Source organism: Acinetobacter sp. AOR14_HL (genome assembly GCF_027855175.1).
Classification (GTDB): Bacteria; Pseudomonadota; Gammaproteobacteria; order Pseudomonadales; family Moraxellaceae; genus Acinetobacter; species Acinetobacter calcoaceticus.
In genome coordinates this window covers 189,345-208,203 of sequence record NZ_JAKTII010000011.1, presented here as the reverse complement: position 1 = coordinate 208,203, position 18,859 = coordinate 189,345, and the positions used below count along the sequence as shown (strand labels likewise).

Sequence of the window (18,859 nt, the reverse complement as noted above, 5' to 3'; positions counted from 1 at the left end):
GTTATGCTTAAATGGCTACCTCTTTACCGAACAACTGCGTTAAATCACGTCGCGCAGCCTCATCAAGAGTCTGTTTATCGACTTTAATATAAGCAACTTGCTGGTCAGGCATCACCACAACTTCTTCTATACCACGAATTGCCAATAGCTGTGTGGTCCACTCATTCACCTGTTGCACTTGCGGCAATGGCAACACAATCGATGACAAATACCGCGGCTGAGCTAAACCAAAACTAATTAGCAACCATATTATAGCAATCCCTGTTAAGACACTCCATCCAATCGCAGTATTATGTAACATCAATAATTGACCACCTAGTGTGCCACCAAAAAAAGCACCTAAAAACTGACTACTGGCATTTACACCCATAGCAGTTGCTTTTGACTGGATTGGAGCACATTTTGATAACCACGATGGCAATAATGCTTCCATCACATTAAATGCAATGAAGAAAATACCTAGGCCTGCGAGTAATACATATTTTGATTGATAACCAAATATGAGTAACAGCAAACCTGCAATAATTCCTGTAATTGCCGTTAAGAAAATTCCTCGCATTTTGCGATATTTTTCAGCCACGATAATGCTTGGAAATGCAAAGAACAGACTAATGACTAATAATGGTAAATACACCAAACCATGGCTGGCCAAAGGAATATGTGCAAACTCGATGAGCTGTGAAGGCACATAAATAAACATGGCGGTAAGCAGTAAGTGCAGTGCAAAAACCGAAACGTGTAAACGGTTTAAATCACCCATTTGAATGACTTGCTTAAGCTGCGCCATGTAACCTTGCTGATAATTACGATGATGACGAGTCACTTTAGGTACAAGCAATAGCATCAAAATCGCGATTAAGCCCATAATGGTCGTGACAAAGAACAAACCAGAAATACCCACAATGCTTGTGAGCCAAGGTCCAAGACTAAAAGCCACCACAAAAGACAAACCAATACTCATACCCATGGCAGCCATGGCTTTAGTACGTTGCTCTTCACGTGTGACATCTGCTAAAAGCGCCATCACGACTGCTGAAACAGCCCCTGCACCAGCTATAGCACGGCCAATAATCACGCCATAAATCGTGTCAGATAAACCGGCAATCGCACCGCCAATAGCAAAGAGTAACAAGCCAAGCACCACAAGAGGTTTCCGGCTAAAACGGTCAGCAAGTAAGCTAAATGGAATCTGTAAAATCGCCTGACTTAAACCATAGACGCCCACAGCCAAACCAATGAGTGCTGGAGTCGCATATTGATATGACTGCCCGACTACAGAAAAGACAGGAATAATCATGAACAAACCCAACATGCGTAGTGCAAAAATACTACTTAAGGCAAAAGTTGAGCGACGTTCCAAAGCATTCATCATATCAATACACGTTTATCAAACTAGGCAAATTATAAGCCGATTCGTTTCTAAAAATACGGGACACCTTATTTAAATTAACGATTTCAGCTTAAAAAAATAAAGAGGCATTTAGCCTCTTTATTTTAAACATCTTTACTGAAAATTAGCTTAAGACGAATGTGGATGGCGTTTACTATATTGAATTGAAGCAAATACAGCCCAAACAATAAATGCTACACCAATTAAACCTGTTACCACTTCTGGTACATGTACGCCTGTACCACTTGCAATCATAATGAATGCTAAAGCACCAATTGCATAATGTGCACCATGTTCTAAGAACACATAAGCATCTAGCGTGCCTTTTTCAACAAGATAAACTGTCATTGAACGGACAAAAATAGCACCAATTGCAAGACCAAGCATAATCACGACAACATCGCTGGTAATTGCAAATGCACCTATCACACCGTCAAAACTAAAAGATGCATCTAATACTTCTAGATATAAGAAGCCACCGATACCCGCTTTAACTACACCAGAAGCAGCGCCTGATCCATCTTTCATAATGGCGTTGCCATCTTCATCAATTTCAGGTTCACCGCCTAACATATGGCTTAATACTTCTACACCGATATAAACCACAATGCCCCAAATACCAGCCATAGTCACAACAAGGCGCTGCGATTCATCAACATTGGCTGCCATAATTAACATCGCGATTAGGGCAATAAAAACAGACATCGCCGGTACGCTAGCTAAGCTAGAAAGTTTAGCTTCAAGCCATCTGAACCAATGCGTTTCTTTTTCCTCATCAAAGAAGAAGTTTAAGAAAACCAATAATAGGAAAGTTCCACCAAAAGCTGAAATCTCGGCGTGGTGGGCCATTAAACGTTCAGAATAAGTTTTTGGATCGTTGAGTGCTAATTTAGCCACCTCAATCATTCCCATATCCGCAGTCACGGCAACAATCGCCACTGGGAAAATTAAACGCATACCAAAAACGGCGATTAAAATACCCACCGTCAAAAACAGCATTTTCCAGAACGGATCCCAATTACGCAGAACCGATGCATTGACAACAGCATTGTCAAAAGATAAAGAAACCTCCATCACAGCTAAAATGGCTGTAATCGTTAAAGCTTTAAGCATGGTAGACACGCCAGCTTCAGGTCCATGGGTAAAACCCCAATACGCGGATAGTGCTAAACACACTACCGTAAAAAATATCGAAAATCGGAAATGCTTCATGGATCAGACCTATACCAAGAACTAAATTTAATCTTTCTTAAAACCGTCGCTATTATATCGATAATTAACCACAAAACGATGTTGTTTTGTGCCGTTCTTCCCTTTACTTTATCTCTCTGTTTAATAAAGAAATTTATAATATTTAATTAACTTATTAATCGTATTAAATATTTTCTTCCGATATATCTATCATTATTATTCTTGTATTTTAAAATTGATTTAGAATCCAGCCTTGCACGTCTTATTTTAAATGGAATGATTTTATGCTTTTTTCTCAAGAACTCTGGCAACGTAATTTAAATTTATATCAAAAAATTCTCGACCTGCCTTTTAATCAGGAACTTGCTAACGGTACTTTAGATAAAGAAGCTTTTTGTCATTATGTGATTCAAGATGCTCAATATCTTGTTGCTTATGGCCGCGTGCTTGCTGTAGCAGCAGCAAAGGCTTTTGAAGCTGACGATATCATGCAATTTTCAGATGCAGCAAAAATTGCAATTGTGGTTGAACGCAGTTTGCATGATGACTTCATGAAAAATTTTGGTGTAACCAAAGAAGAATTTAAAAATACGCCATTAACTTTGGCCGGCCATCATTACACTTCATTTTTAACAGCAACTGCTTGGTCTGAAAGTTATCCTGTTGTGCTGGCGGCACTGTTACCTTGCTTCTGGATTTATGCCGAAGTCGGTAAAGATATTGTAAACAAATCAATTCCAAATAATCCTTACCAGGCATGGATTGATACCTATGCAGGCGAAGAGTTCCATACCGCCGTTCGTAATGTCATTGCGACAGTTGATAAAGTTGCAGCACGTTGTGATGCTGATACTTTAGAGAAAATGCATGCCGCATACACCATGGGTGCAAAACTTGAGTGGTTATTTTGGGATAGCGCCTACCACAAAAGACAATGGTTAGGTTTAGATCATATTTAAAACTTCAAAAGAATCGGTCAGATGGTTCAATACTCTGATCGATTTTCAATAAAATGCGAGACAGATATGTATATCGGCGAATTAGCATCTTTAACTGGAGCCACTCCTAAAGCCATTCGGCATTATGAGAAATTAGGCTTGCTACCTGTGGCAAAAAGAAAGGGAAATTATCGTATTTATGAAGCGATTGATGTTCAATCAGTTAAGATGATTCGCCTCGCGCAAGCTGTCGGATTTAGCCTTTCAGAACTGTATGATTTGTCAGCTTTAAAATATAAAAATAATCGATTTCCTGTAGAAGTTGCACAACAGCTCATTCAGAAAAAGAATCAACAAATTATTGAGCAAAAAGCAGCGTTAACGCGTTTACAAGAAGATTTAAAGCAACTGGAGAATGAGATTATTCAAACTTATATGACCAATAAGATTTTGGCTTAAAACAGTCCATTAAAATTTGAAATAGCTTTCAAAATTAGTGCTTGACTCTGACCTTAGGGTAAAGGTTTATCGTAATGACTTCGTTTATTACGGATAAATAAAATGAGCGCTCATCTTTCTACATTTAAAAATTCAACAGCATTAATTACAGGAGCATCTTCAGGAATAGGCAAAGCCTATGCTCAAAAACTTGCATCTTTAGGCATTCATTTAATTTTGACTGCACGCTCCGAACAAAAGCTGAATGATTTAGCTGATGAACTTAGAAAAAAATATAACGTAAATGTTGAAGTTATCGTTTTAGATTTAGCTCAATCCAATTCAGCTCAAATATTATTTGATGAAGTGCAGGCTAGAAAATTATCGGTAGAAATTTTAATTAACAACGCAGGATTTGGAAAATGGACTAAATTTCTAGATCAATCTGTATCTACCTATCAAGAAATGATCACGCTGAATATCAGCAGCGTAACGTCTTTATGTTATTTATTCTTGCCTCACATGCTTGCTAACAAAAAAGGCATCATGATTAATATTTCATCTACAGGAGCATTCCAACCTCTCCCATACATTGCTGTTTATGGGGCAAGTAAATCTTACGTATTACAATTTACTGAGGCACTTGCAGGAGAATATTCATCTTCAGGCGTTAAATTTCTGGCAGTTTGTCCGGGCAATACGGAAACCAATTTTACTCAGGTGGCAAATGCCGATACGAGTGGCATGAAAAGCTCTACAGTTGAGGATGTTGTATCTGCAACGGTTAAAGCATTAGATAAGAATAAACCAACTCTTGTTGTAGGTTGTAGCAACTATTTAACGTCTCAACTGCCTCGAATTCTTTCTCGCAAAAAGATGATCAATTTAGTTGAAGGGATGCTCAGAACCCGCGTTATCGATCCGTCATAAAGCTAGTTCAATTTAAAAGATTAAGGGCTATCTCTTAATCTTTTAATGCTGAAATAGTTGCCAGCCATAAATTAAACCTGCCGCGGCAACCACCCAACACAGTGTTGCCAAACCTAGACACGACCACATCGACAGACGCGTTGCAAGTACATAGACCGCCACTAAATAAATGGCATATGGAATAAGTGACCATAGGCCAAACAGAGCTGTTTTCTGTAAAGCCTCAGCTCCTTTTTGCTGATAAACAATCACATGAGCAATCAAAGCGAATGTAGGAAAAAGTGGGACTAAACCTGCAATATAAAATGCCTTACTTTTCGATAAAACCGAAATGATGAGAACAACCCCAGCCCCCAACATACATTTTAAAAATAACGCCCACATGCACTTATCCTATCTGGTCATTTCCATATCAAAACGCTGTATTGTGCGCTTTTCAGAGAAAATTAACAGCGACCAAAGCAATCAGTGCTGGAACTGCCTGAATATAAATAATCTTTTTACTGGCTGTCAGTCCACCATAAATACCCGCAATGAGCACGCAACCTAAAAAGAAATTAGCAATCGATGTCGCAAACGGTGCATCTGCAAATAAAGCCCAGAATAAACCAGCAGCTAAAAAGCCATTATAAAGACCTTGGTTTTGTGCCATGACTTTGGTGAGTTTTGCTTTTTCTGCATTATTTCCAAAGGCTTTCATGCCATAGGGCTTGTCCCACAAAAACATCTCTAACACTAAAATATAGACATGTAATATTGCAATTAAACCCACTAAAACTTGTCCGATCATACAATTTTCCTTTTTATTTTAAAGATATGAAAAAAGATCAGTCTCTCGACTGATCTTTTAATGTTTTACGGCTTTAACAATACTTTGCCTTGACGAGCACCTTGTGTTGCTCTTTGGGCAGCTGTTTTAATCTCATCGAAACTAAAAACGCCTTCTACAGGAAGGATTAATTTTTTCTGAGTCGCTAACGTTAATAACTCGACAATAAGCTCTTTTTTACGTTCTGCTGGCATTTCTTTGTTAACCACACTCGCCCAGAAACCTTTTACAGTTGCTTGTTTAAAGATGAGATCACCAGATGAAATTTGCATGGTTTCACCTGTCATACTTCCAAACGAAACCAATAAGCTATTTTCACTGAGCAGATTAAGCATTTCACCACTTGCACTTCCGCCAATCGAGTCCACACCAGCAATTAAAGGTTGGTCACCATGAAGCTGTTTAACTTGCTCTTTCCAGTTAGGCTGATCGGTTGCTACAACATGTTGAATGCCTAATGCTTGCATCTCTGCAATTGCGTCAGTACGACGAACTAAATTAATTACGGGTAAACCACGTGCCTGCGCAATCATGGCAACAGTTTTACCTACTGCACCATTCGCTGTGTTTTGAATTAACCATTGACCTGGTTGAACATTTACAAAGTCCAACAGCATGAGGGCACTAATTGGCATACCAATCAGCTGTGCTGCTGTTTCGTCATCAATTTCATTATTGAGTGGAATAAGCCCTTGAGCTGGTGCAATAAAGTATTCAGCCCAACTACCATGCACAGCTGCAACTGCAATACGTTGCCCTACCTGTACATGAGTAACGCCTTCACCCAGCGCATCTACAATACCAACAGCTTCACTACCACCAATAGCGGGTAAAGTAGGCTTGTAGCCATAACTTCCACGTACCGTCCATACATCATGGTTATGGATTGGAGACATGATTGTTTTAATACGAACTTCACCAGCTTTTGGTTCTGGCTTTGGCATATCCGCCTGCTCTAAAACGTCTACAGGTTCGCCAAAATTACCATGGATAATACTTCGCATGCTTTATTCCTCTATCGGTTTTAAGAGTTGTTGGGTAGTTTCTAAAGCTAGATGTAGATGCGCTTTGTCTTGCGACAATTTTGTGAGTAAAGCGGCACCTAACCATAACTGATACATGACTTGCGCAGTTTTTAAAGGGTCAATGTGTTTTGGAATTGATCCTTCTTGTTGGCCTTCTTTGAGTAGCAAAGCCAAACGTTGCGTTAATTTGTGCACACCGTCATTGAGAATTTGACGCATATCTTCTGACAAGTCAGAAACCTCTGCCGCCAACTTCACAATCAGGCAGTTTTCAGCCCAGCTACCATTTACCGGATCATCAATCCATGCCTGCCATAACGCCATTAAACGGGCGTGGGCACTTTGTTCACTGTGCTGCCAAAGCTGTTCCATACGAACTTTATAGTCAGCCATGTATTGCTCTAGCAACGCACAGCCAAACGCCTCTTTCGAAGCAAAGTAATGATAGAACGAACCTTTAGGTACGTCACAAGCTTTTAAAATTTCTTGTAAACCAACGCCGACAAATCCTTTGTGTAATACCAGCTCAAAACTGGTATCCAAAATGTGTTGTCGCGTGGTTTCACTTTTATTTAGTCGTTTCATGCATACACAATACTCCACTATTAGACCAGTCGTCTAGTAAAATTATGTTGCTCATTAAAATTTGCTAAGAGTAGAAATCAAAAGAGAGGAATGTTAAAAATACAACCTGCTTAATTAAACAAATTTTGTCGATTGTCGTTTAACCGTCACAATTTGTCGCTTTAAATCATTTTGTACCACTTGAACAATTTTAAATCGTTATCATATATAGGGTCTGTTGTTTATAACCAGTCACACTGCACAAGACTGATTAATCAACACCTAAATTTTCATTAATACATAATTGAGATGTTTTATGAGCCAAAGTCATATCCGTATTCGAGGCGCACGTACCCATAATTTAAAAAATGTGTCTCTCGATATTCCACGCGATAAATTTGTGGTAATTACGGGGTTATCAGGTTCAGGAAAATCTTCTCTTGCCTTCGATACCCTCTATGCCGAAGGACAACGCCGCTACGTCGAATCACTTTCAGCCTATGCCCGCCAGTTTTTATCGCAAATGGAAAAGCCTGAAGTAGACTCGATTGAAGGTTTATCTCCAGCGATTGCGATTGAGCAAAAATCTACCAGTCATAACCCACGTTCAACCGTGGGTACCATTACCGAAATTTATGACTATTTGCGCCTGCTTTATGCGCGTGTCGGTACACCTTACTGCCCTGAGCATGATTTGCCGATGGTCGCACAAACTGTTTCTGAAATGGTCGATGCAGTAAAAACACTTGAAGAAGGCACAGCACTGATATTGCTTGCCCCTGTAGTTCGTGAACGTAAAGGTGAATACAGCAACTTGTTCGAACAGCTACAAGGACAAGGTTTTGTTCGTGCGCGTGTCGATGGCGAAATCATTGATATTGATACGCCACCTGAACTCGATAAAAAGAAAAAGCACACCATTGAAGTTGTTGTTGACCGTTTTAAAGTACGCGAAGATTTAGGTAACCGTATTGCCGAATCATTTGAAACAGCATTACGTTTGGGCGGTGATATTGCGGTTTTGTCATGGATGAATGGCGAACACCCAGACCGCGTTTTTTCTGCAAAACACTCATGTCCTAAATGTGATCGAGCTGTAGCAGAACTTGAGCCTCGTTTATTTTCATTTAATAACCCGTTTGGTGCCTGCCCTGTTTGTGATGGTTTAGGTACACGCAGTCATTTTAGCTCTGAAAAGCTCATTCCAAATCCTGAGCTTGCGATTAGTGAAGGTGCAATTCGTGGTTGGGATCGTCAACGTCCATATTATTATTCGATGCTGCAAAAAGTTGCCGACCATTTTGGTTTCCAACTTGATACGCCTTGGAACCAGTTAGATAAAGATACTCAAAAGAAATTTTTACAAGGTACGGGCAAAGAAAAAGTCGATTTAAGTTATATCGATGAACGTGGCCGCAAACACACGCGCGTACAACCTTTTGAAGGAATTTTGCCGCACCTTGAACGTCGTTACCGTGAAACTGAAAGTAACTATGTACGAGATGATTTAGCTCAATATTTATCTAATGCCGCTTGCGATGCCTGCGACGGTTCGCGTCTAAATGAAATTTCACGCAACGTTCGGGTCAAAGATAAGACGATTGCACAAATCACCAAGATGTCGATTGGTGATGCTGAAAACTATTATCAAGATCTCAATCTTGAAGGCGCTAAAGGTGAAATCGCCGATAAAATCTTTAAAGAGATTCGCGAGCGTTTACACTTCCTGGTCAGCGTCGGTCTAAATTATCTCAGTCTCGCTCGTTCGGCAGAAACCTTGTCAGGTGGTGAAGCTCAGCGTATTCGTCTTGCTTCGCAAATTGGTGCAGGTTTGATGGGCGTCATGTATGTACTCGATGAACCATCGATCGGTCTGCATCAACGTGATAATGACCGCCTACTACAAACCTTAATTCGCTTACGTGATTTGGGTAATACCGTGCTTGTGGTTGAACACGATGAAGATGCAATTCGTGCTGCGGATCATATTATTGATATCGGACCTGGTGCAGGGATTCATGGCGGTGTCATTATCGGTGAAGGTAGCTATGACGAGATTGCGAGCAATAAAGACTCTCTTACAGGTCAATATCTTTCAGGCAGCCTAAAAATTGCGATACCTACGCAACGTACCCAATCGCCACGCCCAGATGAATTCATCAAACTCTCTGGTGCAAGTGGTCATAACCTTAAAAATGTCGATTTAAAAATTCCGCTCGGCATTATGACTTGTGTGACTGGTGTTTCAGGTTCCGGTAAATCGACGCTAATTAACCGTACTTTGCTTCCATTGGCAGCAACACAGCTCAATGGTGCAACCACGCTGACCGCAGAAAAGTTTGATTCGATTGATGGCTTACAGCATTTAGATAAAGTGGTTGATATTGACCAAAGTCCAATTGGTCGTACCCCACGTTCCAATCCTGCTACGTATACAGGTTTATTTACGCCTATTCGTGAGTTATTTGCGCAAACACCTGAAGCCAAAGCGCGTGGTTATAGCGCAGGTCGTTTCTCGTTTAACGTGAAAGGTGGACGTTGTGAAGCTTGTGAAGGCGATGGCATGATCAAGGTCGCGATGCATTTCTTACCTGATATGTATGTGCCTTGTGATGCTTGTCATGGCAAGCGTTATAACCGTGAAACTTTAGAAGTTGGTTATAAAGGCAAGAACATTTCAGACGTATTAGAAATGACCGTTGAAGATGCGGCTGAGTTCTTTAATGCAATTCCTGTGATTCATCGTCGTTTAGATACTTTAATGCAAGTAGGTCTGGGATATATTCGTTTAGGTCAAGCTGCAACGACACTTTCAGGTGGTGAAGCGCAACGCGTTAAATTAGCTCGCGAGTTAGCAAAACGTGATACAGGTAAAACCTTATATATCTTGGATGAGCCGACGACAGGCTTACATTTCCATGATATTGCCAAGCTACTCGACATTTTGTACGAGCTACGCAACAAGGGTAATACCATTGTGGTGATTGAACATAACCTTGATGTGATTAAAACAGCGGACTGGGTTGTCGACTTAGGCCCTGAAGGTGGTTCAGGCGGTGGGATGATCATTGCCGAAGGCACACCTGAACAAGTGGCTGAGGTCGAGATTTCTCATACTGGACGTTTCTTAAAACCGATGTTGAAGTAATTTATTGAATGAAAAAGCCGGAAATCATTTCCGGCTTTTTTTATCCCTCAACTGCATTTCGCCCTCGGGCTTTGGCTCTTAATAGCGAACGGTCAGCCCTCTCTAAGAGCTCTATCCAACTCGCCGCCCCTATCGCAAAACCAATACTGACAGAGACATGCAATTTTTCATCTGAACCGGACAAATCAATTTCTTGTAAAGAAATCGCAATCCGAATTTTTTCTGCTAAAAGTCGCGCATCTATAAATTGCATCTGCTCTAATAATATTAAAAACTCATCTCCGCCATAACGAACAATTAAATCTGAACTTCGTATATTTTGCTTTAATTGCTCGGCAATATTAACAATGACATGATCACCTACAATATGCCCATATTGGTCATTCACCTGTTTAAAACGATCAATATCTATAATCATTAAACAAGTCTGCGTAAATTTTTGAGGGTAACTTTCAACAATTTTTAAATATTCAGATAAAGCGAGACGGTTGGACACACCAGTTAATGGATCAGTATTGGCTATATTCTTTAATTGAAATTCAAAAGCATCGCGTTGTTGCAACATACGCTGTAATCGATCAATCGCCTCAAATAGGGAAAAAAATTCACCTTTTGTTGTTACATTCATCTCATCTGTCCAATGATCAGAACTATGCGACAAATCTAAAATTAAAGTCCTCGCTTTTATTAAAGGAGAAAAAACCCTTCTTTGCGCATAATTAAGCGTAAGTAACGCGGTGGCTAGAGAAATTAAAGAAATTAATAAAGTTAAAAGAAAACCATTTCGAGCAATTACATTTTCTTGAGTGGCAATTACAACACTTTCATCAAGAATATAACTTTGTAAATCAACCACAGTAGTAAATTTACCCACGATTGCTTCTGTCAATTGAGTGCCATTTAAATAATATGGCTCCCCCTTTTGGCTTTCTTCTAATAACTTTTCTACAATCGGAATACCTTTGTCTATAAATTCTGATTTCACTCGGGAATATAACCGACGGTACTCTGGGGTCTTTGCCTGTTCAGGCTGCAATGTATCAACCAAAATCCATAGATATCTAGATTGATGCTGAGTTTGTAGAGAACGCGCACGATTATTACTTGGAATTTCTTCATTAAAGCTCACAGGAGCAATAATATTAGATGCCATACGTCCCGCCTGATCTCGCATATCGGTGAGAACTATAATCAGCGTAAAGTAATTAGAAATACGGCTATCTTTACTTTTTAGCTGCAACATCAGTTTTTGCAGTATTTCCCTACAATTATCCCATGCTCCAAACATCCCCAAAATGGCATTATCCATTTGGACGGAAGTTCGCGCTCCATATGGAATTTCACCATAATAGTCGACCACATGCCGAGCTTGTCTAAGATTTTCTTTGAAGTTGGTTTGCAGCTCATTTGCTAATGAAACATAACCTGCTTGTTTTAAGATAAGAATACTTGTATCAATTTGCTCATCGACAATTAAACGAAATTTTTTTAATTCTTGCTGATTCTTTAATAAATCATGAGGACTGCTCGACATCATTTTGTTGGCTGGAGCACGCTCCTTAGAAATTTTATAGGCAATATCGGCTACAGCTCTTAAAGTTTTTATTTCGGCTAAGGCTTGTCTAGTTTTTATATAATCCTGATAGCTTCCCACAATGAGGGGAATCGCCATGAATAATAAGGACAAAATAATAACCAGCATAAAAAAGAACAGTCGATTACTAATATGCTCTGAACGTAATCCTGACATTTCTAGCTGGTACTCCGTAAATGTCCTACCATTTTTACTACGATATAAATTAGGCTTAAATCCATCCTAGCATTTTAATAACTAGAATTTCATCAATAAACCTTTCATTTCTCTTTTAATAATTATACGTTTCCTACATTTTAGTAAGCTTAAACAATAAACGGGATCGAAAAATTAAATGATATTTATAAAAAAACTCTATTTTACAGATTAAAAATTTTTAGCAATGATAGTAAAACATATTTAGTTATCCTCTTGGATGCACTTCTCCCAGCATCCACTGCCCAGCTTTAAGCTGGGTTCTTTTTAATCTATTATTTTCCAATAAATTTCATATAACTTTTCTTATAATTTTAAGATTTTCTTATAGATAAAAAAAAGCTCAACCTTGGGGAAAGCTGAGCTCGTAAAATCTGATGTGCTACGCACATCGTATCTGGGAAAGCACTTTAAATCCTAAAAACGTTAGGTAGTGAACTTTGCAATTGAATTATGTGACTTATCTCTACTTTTGTAAAGTCGATTAAATTAATCAGAATTTAAAATTTAATCGATTTTTCAACTTAAAATAGAGATTTATTTTATCTTATTCACTTATATAATAATTAAAAATAGTTAAATTTTTTAGTTAAACTAATCTAAATATTGTTAACTATTCCTCAAAATATTACAAATTCGATAAGAAAACGATGATTTTTTATTCGCATTGTAAACAATATTATACTTTTATTAATGTTAAAACCGATTAACATAATCTATTTTTCCAATCACAATTGTAATAACTTTTAAACATTTACTTCTAAATTCCCTATGAAATATAATTATTAGCCTCTTGTAAATGTTCATTTTTTTATCAGGTTGACAATTTACTTTTCATTTGATTAGTTTTTCACCAATTTTAACATAAGTGTCAAATATCTTTAACATTCCTTTTTTTCATTATTGACTTCATAAATTGTTACAATACAATGACCCGAGCTTTATCTCTTGTTATTGCTGGAAATGATTATGAAAAAACTTGGTTTAGCCACTGCTGTATTATTAGCCATGACCGGTGCTCATGCTTATCAATTTGAAGTTCAAGGTCAATCTGAATATGTTGACACAACTGCAAACGATAAAAACTTCACTGGTACTGCTCAAGGTACTTATTACTTAAAAAATGTTGATGCTTCTAAAGGTCCTTTAGCTGAAGCAGCTTTCTTAAACCAAGCATCTAACGTTTCTGTTGCTTATAACTATATTAAATATGATGAGAAAGACACTGTAAACGTTGAATCTCACACTTACGGTGTTAAAGGTGAAGCATACCTTCCAACTCCTTACCTACCAGTTTATGCTAGTGCATCTTACAACCACACTATCAATGACTTTAAAGATGGCGTAAGTGATGACAACGGTGACCGTTATGCATTAGAAGCTGGTGCAATGTTGTTACCTAACTTCTTAGTTGCTGTTGGTTATACAAGTGTTGCAGATCAAATTTCTTTAGATGCTTTCGGTGTAAATAAATACGGAATCGCTAAAGCAGTTGGTGAATCAGTTGCTATTGATGAAAAACAAGATGCTGTAACTGCTCGTACTAAATACGTTGGCAACATCGATGGTACTAATATGGCTATTGGTTTTGAAGCATTCGGTTTATTTGCTGAAGACAATGCTTATGGTATGAAAACTGACCTTTACGTAACTCCTAAGTTAAGTGTTGGTGCATCTTTTGCTGATGTGTCTGCATTTAATTCTGGTTATGATCATGTTTGGGGTGCTCACACTGAATACTTCATCACTCCTGCAGTAGCAGTTGGTGCTAACTTCGTTAAAGCAAATGCGACAGATGGCAACCCACGTGATACTCAGACTTATGGCTTAAATGCTAAATTCCGTTTCTAATTTAATTTAGAAATCGAATAAAAAAAGGACTCTATTGAGTCCTTTTTTTATACCTAAATATTAGCTTCGTACAATATTTAAGAAATACAGATGACGTTCGTATTGATCAATAATGTCTTGAATTAAATCTTCTTGCGTCCAATCCATTACATCATAGTTCTGGCCACCTTCTCGTAAAAACACTTCAGCCTGAAAATATTGCCCATCTTCTGCTTCTATACGCCCCATAAGAAAACTTGGTGGCAATGTTTCACGTGAAACAACTTTATAAATAAAATTAATTTCATTGTGATGGTCTACCCTAAGCTGCATACCATCTTCAAGCTGACTAATTGAGACTTCTAAATGACGGCGTTTCAACTCATGCTTAATATTTTCAAAAGCACGGCTTACCTGATTTTCAATATATTGCTTTACTTCGTCTTCACTATGAGGATAGTGCATGATTAATCCTAGACGCTGTTGCCAGCTTCGTGGATTATGAATAGCACGCGGTGTAATTCGTGCTTCCTGAATAGCAGTCATTTTAGTGACATCAAGATGCAATGCTTTGATTAATCCCCAACTCATTAACAGCATGACGACAGTAAATGGTAATGCACTCATAATGATTGAGGACTGAAGCGCAGCCAACCCACCGACCAACAACAGAATAATGGCAAGTACAGCCATAAGTACTGTCCAGAACAGACGCTGCCAAGTCGGTGAGTTTTCTGTTTTTGCAGTTAAATAGTCGGTGACTAATGCACCTGAGTCTGCCGAGGTCACAAAAAATAAAACCACTAAAACAGTTGCCAAGACATTCATTACCCCAGAGAAAGGTAAATGATTTAGAAATTCAAATAATGCGACTGATGAATCTTGTTGAACCGCCTGAATTAAGGTGGTTTGATGCTCATGGATAATGCTAAATAACGCAGCATTTCCTAAAAAGCCCATCCAGATAATCGTAAAGCCAGTTGGAATAAGCAGAACCCCAACAATAAATTCTCGAATGGTACGACCACGTGACACGCGGGCAATGAACATTCCAACAAATGGCGACCAAGAAATCCACCAAGCCCAATACAAGATCGTCCAGCCCCCAATCCATCCATTTGGCTGATAGGCATATAAATTGAACGTCATGGTAAAAAGGTTAGAGAGATATTGCCCAGTATTTTGAATAGTGGTTTGGAGTAAATAAATGCTTGGGCCAGCAATAAAAATAAATACTAAGAGAATTACAGCTAAAACTAAGTTTATTTCTGATAAACGTTTTACACCTTTATCTAGACCTAAAAATACAGATAAAGAGGCCAGAATACTCACAAAAATAATGAGTAGAACTTGAACATGAGTACTTTGCTCTACACCAAATAAATAATGCAAACCAGAATTGATCTGCGTTACCCCAAAGCCAAGAGATGTCGCGACACCAAATACAGTTCCAATCGTTGCAAAAATATCAATGCTATCGCCCAATGGGCCATAAATCTTTTTTCCAATCAGAGGATAAAGTGCGGAACGGGTCTTCAAAGGTAAATTATGTCTATAGGCAAAATAAGCTAAAGCCAGTCCGACTACAGCGTAAATCGCCCACGCATGTAACCCCCAGTGGAAAAAGGTTACTCTTAGTGCTTGCTGTGCTGCATCAATGGTTTGTGCCTCACCGCTTGGCGGGGTAACGTAATGCATGACGGGTTCAGCAACACCGAAGAACATCAAACCAATCCCCATCCCTGCTGTAAACAGCATGGCGAACCAAGACCCATTATTATAATCAGGCTGACTATGGTCAGGCCCTAATTTAATACGTCCAATCGATGAACAGGCGATATAAATCAATAAGATGAGAAAGAAAGCAACAGATAAAACATAAAACCAGCTAAATGAATCAGTGATCCATTGTTTTAATTGTTGCGTTAGAAGCTCAAAAGAACTCGGAGCAATCACCACTACTGCTAAAAACAAAGCAATAATAATGACCGTACCAAAAAATACGTTAGGATTAACGTTTGCGAACCAACCGGACTGTTTGGAAGGCATAAATCCTCCATGTTATTTTAATGACGAGTGACAGGCTTAAATGCCGATAAGATATTCATAGAATGAACAAAGCTAGGGCTTTCAATAGAGAAAGCCGATAACACTCTAAATAAACTTAAAGAATATTGCAGTTACAAAGGTGTAAATAAATTAAAACACCTCCTCCATTATTTATCTGAATTTTTTTTAGGGAGGTGGGTAATATATTGTAAAGCAATTAATCGAGTTACGATTAAAGCCAAATACATGACTCCACAGAACATTTGGAGCATGGCTAAAACGCGCGCTGGTGGGCTCAGAGGCATTAAGTCAGATAAACCTGTAGCCGATTGCAAGCTAAAGCTGAGAAATAATAGATCTAACCACGTCTGTAAATGGTGAACGTTATTTGGATTTTGAAAGCTAGACGGAAGAATAAGCTGACAAATGTTATATAAAAATGCAAAACCCCAAGCAATAAGCGTAAAAACTGCTGCTGCCGCAAACAACTCATCTCTTGTTAAATACTGATCGGCAAACATATAACGAAATAAGCCATAAGCTGCTGAAAAGTAGGCTAACGCTTCACAGCCATGTGCAAAAACCTGAACGTATAAATTGCCATAACCCAATAAAATAAATACCGAGGATATAATCGCCCCACTGACAAATGTTAACCCGAGAAAAGTAAACATTGGGGTTTGACGGATAACCTTGGCAATAATGAGTAAGGCCAGCACTCCTAAAGCCCATGTTAGGGTGCGGTAAAATACATCATGAAAAGTCAGCATAGCCAAAATGAGTAAGATAAATTGCACAAGCAGCAACCAAGCGGAAGGCAGTAAGCGAAAACTTGCCCAAAACTCGATGATAGATCGCATTATTATTTTCCTTGTTTCATTATGCTTTTTGAGGTCTAGCAAATCATACTGTACACAAAACAAGGCAAACAAGTTGTTCTTTATTAATATCTAAGCCTTAAAAATAAGTATAAAAAAAGCCCCGTAGGGCTTTTTTTAAGAATTAGATAGCAATATTGCACTTAGTGATCCGATGCACCAGATGCCCCAATACCTGTCATTGAACGAACATATTGAGCATCGAAAGCAGCACGCTCTTTTTTAGCACGTGCAGAGTTATCGGTAACCGAGAACAACCAACAGCAAAGGAAAGACAACGGCATTGCGAATAATGCAGGACCATTGAATGGATTGATTGGTGTATCAGAGATTTTTAAAGTATCTACCCAAACTGCTTTAGATAGCACAATCAATACCACTGCTGTTACAAGACCAACCACACCACCAATAACTGCGCCACGAGTCGTTAAACCTTTCCAGAACATTGAAAGAACAAGTATTGGGAAGTTTGCACAGCAAGCTACAGAGAATGCCAAGCCTACCATGAACGCCACATTTTGCTTTTCAAACAAAATACCTAAAATCATGGCAAAAATAGCTAAACCAAGTGTCGCAATTTTTGACATGCGAAGTTCAGAAGCAGGCGTCGTTTGACCTTTTTTGAATACGTTAGCGTATAAGTCATGAGAGATCGCAGATGCACCTGAAAGTGTTAAACCAGCAACAACAGCAAGAATGGTTGCGAACGCTACTGCTGAAATGAAGCCCATGAATAAGTCACCGCCTAAAGCGTCACTTAAATGCACGGCTGCCATATTGTTACCACCAACAAGCTCAAGTTTGCCTGTTACTGCCATTTTTGCAACGTCAAGGAATTGCGGATTGTTTGATACGAAAAGAATCGCACCGAAACCAATAATGAAAGTTAGAAGGTAGAAGTAACCAATAAAACCTGTCGCAACCACAACCGATTTACGAGCTTCTTTTGCATCTTTTACTGTAAAGAAACGCATAAGAATGTGCGGTAAACCAGCTGTACCAAACATTAATGCCAAACCAAGAGACAAGGCATCAATCGGGTTTGCAGCAAGTTTACCTGGCCCCATAATTTTTGCAGCATCGGTCAAGCTTACATCATGCACTTTACTGAATACTTCAATTGATTGGGTAAACATGTTGCTGAAACTAAAGCCAACTCCTTTCATGACCATGAATGCCATGAAGGTTGCGCCACTGAGTAACATTACCGCTTTGATAATTTGTACCCATGTCGTTGCCAACATACCACCAAAGATTACATAGGCCATCATTAATAGACCAACGATGACTACAGCAATGTTGTAGTTCAAACCAAATAGTAATTTGATGAGCTGACCCGCACCTACCATTTGAGCAATCAAATAGAATGCTACAACAACAAGTGAACTGACCGCAGCTAAAGTACGTACTGGTTTTTCTTCAAGACGAAATGAAACCACATCTGAAAGGTTATATTTACCAAGGTTACGCAAACGTTCTGCAATTAAGAATAAAACGATTGGCCAACCTACCATGAACCCAAGCGAGTAAAGTAAGCCATCAAAGCCCGAACTAAACACAAGTGCAGAAATACCAAGGAAAGATGCAGCAGACATATAGTCACCCGCAATTGCCAGACCATTCTGGAAACCGCTGATACCGCCACCTGCCGTATAGAAGTCTTGTGTTGATTGAGTTTGTTTTGCAGCCCACTTAGTAATGAACAAAGTGAAACCAACAAAAATTAAGAACATGATGATGGCATGCCAGTTTGTCGCCTGTTGCTCAGCTTCACCTAAGTCAGGACCTGCCATAGCTACCGTTGAATATAGCGATGTTGCTGTCAGCAAGACTTTCGCCTTTAATGAATTCCATTTCATA

Annotated in this window: 15 protein-coding genes; 5 read left to right on the top strand and 10 right to left on the bottom strand. The window is 38.9% G+C overall.

All coding sequences use genetic code 11. The features are described 5' to 3' along the window. Window positions 1-7: 7 nt before the first annotated feature. Together MKL38_RS11095 and MKL38_RS11090 are read right to left on the bottom strand one after the other, a co-directional pair. Window positions 8-1,372: an MFS transporter gene (locus MKL38_RS11095; RefSeq protein ID WP_209831741.1), complete on the bottom strand. Its 1,365-nt coding sequence runs from the start codon at window positions 1,370-1,372 to the stop codon at window positions 8-10. Between the two features lie 147 nt (window positions 1,373-1,519). After that, window positions 1,520-2,602 (bottom strand): DUF475 domain-containing protein, encoded by a 1,083-nt coding sequence (locus MKL38_RS11090; RefSeq protein WP_003654009.1) that lies wholly within the window; start codon window positions 2,600-2,602, stop codon window positions 1,520-1,522. Between the two features lie 263 nt (window positions 2,603-2,865). On the opposite strand from MKL38_RS11090, the gene tenA reads away from it, so the two are divergent. The 3 genes from tenA (at window position 2,866) to MKL38_RS11075 (ending at window position 4,887) form a co-directional block, all read left to right on the top strand. Continuing rightward, window positions 2,866-3,540, top strand: a complete 675-nt coding sequence (gene tenA, locus MKL38_RS11085; protein ID WP_141314707.1) for a thiaminase II — start codon at window positions 2,866-2,868, stop codon at window positions 3,538-3,540. A gap of 66 nt (window positions 3,541-3,606) precedes the next feature. Beyond that, window positions 3,607-3,978 (top strand): MerR family transcriptional regulator, encoded by a 372-nt coding sequence (locus MKL38_RS11080; RefSeq protein ID WP_270903273.1) that lies wholly within the window; start codon window positions 3,607-3,609, stop codon window positions 3,976-3,978. A 102-nt stretch (window positions 3,979-4,080) separates the two neighbouring features. Further along, window positions 4,081-4,887 (top strand): SDR family NAD(P)-dependent oxidoreductase, encoded by an 807-nt coding sequence (locus MKL38_RS11075; RefSeq protein ID WP_270903272.1) that lies wholly within the window; start codon window positions 4,081-4,083, stop codon window positions 4,885-4,887. A gap of 42 nt (window positions 4,888-4,929) precedes the next feature. On the opposite strand, the gene MKL38_RS11070 is transcribed toward MKL38_RS11075, so the two are convergent. From MKL38_RS11070 to MKL38_RS11055, 4 genes are all read right to left on the bottom strand, one after another. Next, complete coding sequence (locus tag MKL38_RS11070) at window positions 4,930-5,271, bottom strand: GlpM family protein (protein ID WP_003654014.1); 342 nt, start codon at window positions 5,269-5,271, stop codon at window positions 4,930-4,932. A gap of 52 nt (window positions 5,272-5,323) precedes the next feature. Then, on the bottom strand, window positions 5,324-5,677 hold the full coding sequence (locus tag MKL38_RS11065; protein ID WP_004639914.1) for a DUF1304 domain-containing protein: 354 nt from the start codon (window positions 5,675-5,677) through the stop codon (window positions 5,324-5,326). A 65-nt stretch (window positions 5,678-5,742) separates the two neighbouring features. Next, a complete protein-coding gene (locus MKL38_RS11060) occupies window positions 5,743-6,720 on the bottom strand; it encodes a zinc-binding dehydrogenase (protein ID WP_056482219.1) in 978 nt (325 codons plus the stop codon). A 3-nt stretch (window positions 6,721-6,723) separates the two neighbouring features. After that, entirely contained in the window at window positions 6,724-7,326 is a 603-nt protein-coding gene (locus MKL38_RS11055; RefSeq protein ID WP_003654020.1) for a TetR/AcrR family transcriptional regulator, read from the bottom strand. 295 nt (window positions 7,327-7,621) lie between these two features. Between MKL38_RS11055 and uvrA the strand changes: the two genes are divergently transcribed. Beyond that, a complete protein-coding gene (gene uvrA / locus MKL38_RS11050; protein ID WP_270903271.1) occupies window positions 7,622-10,453 on the top strand; it encodes an excinuclease ABC subunit UvrA in 2,832 nt (943 codons plus the stop codon). 40 nt (window positions 10,454-10,493) lie between these two features. Here uvrA and MKL38_RS11045 read toward each other — a convergent pair whose 3' ends face one another. Beyond that, window positions 10,494-12,203, bottom strand: a complete 1,710-nt coding sequence (locus MKL38_RS11045; protein ID WP_209831736.1) for a GGDEF domain-containing protein — start codon at window positions 12,201-12,203, stop codon at window positions 10,494-10,496. A 1,008-nt stretch (window positions 12,204-13,211) separates the two neighbouring features. On the opposite strand from MKL38_RS11045, the gene omp33-36 reads away from it, so the two are divergent. Beyond that, on the top strand, window positions 13,212-14,093 hold the full coding sequence (gene omp33-36, locus MKL38_RS11040) for a porin Omp33-36 (protein ID WP_045433686.1): 882 nt from the start codon (window positions 13,212-13,214) through the stop codon (window positions 14,091-14,093). A gap of 60 nt (window positions 14,094-14,153) precedes the next feature. Here the strand turns inward: omp33-36 and MKL38_RS11035 are convergent, their stop codons facing one another. The 3 genes from MKL38_RS11035 to MKL38_RS11025 all read right to left on the bottom strand — a co-directional run bounded on the left by MKL38_RS11035 (window position 14,154) and on the right by MKL38_RS11025 (window position 18,858). Further along, window positions 14,154-16,121: a BCCT family transporter gene (locus tag MKL38_RS11035; RefSeq protein WP_270903270.1), complete on the bottom strand. Its 1,968-nt coding sequence runs from the start codon at window positions 16,119-16,121 to the stop codon at window positions 14,154-14,156. A 167-nt stretch (window positions 16,122-16,288) separates the two neighbouring features. Then, on the bottom strand, window positions 16,289-16,981 hold the full coding sequence (locus MKL38_RS11030; RefSeq protein ID WP_003654029.1) for an ion channel: 693 nt from the start codon (window positions 16,979-16,981) through the stop codon (window positions 16,289-16,291). 161 nt (window positions 16,982-17,142) lie between these two features. Further along, window positions 17,143-18,858, bottom strand: coding sequence for a cation acetate symporter (locus MKL38_RS11025; RefSeq protein ID WP_056482207.1), 1,716 nt, complete (start codon window positions 18,856-18,858; stop codon window positions 17,143-17,145). Window position 18,859: the final 1 nt, after the last annotated feature.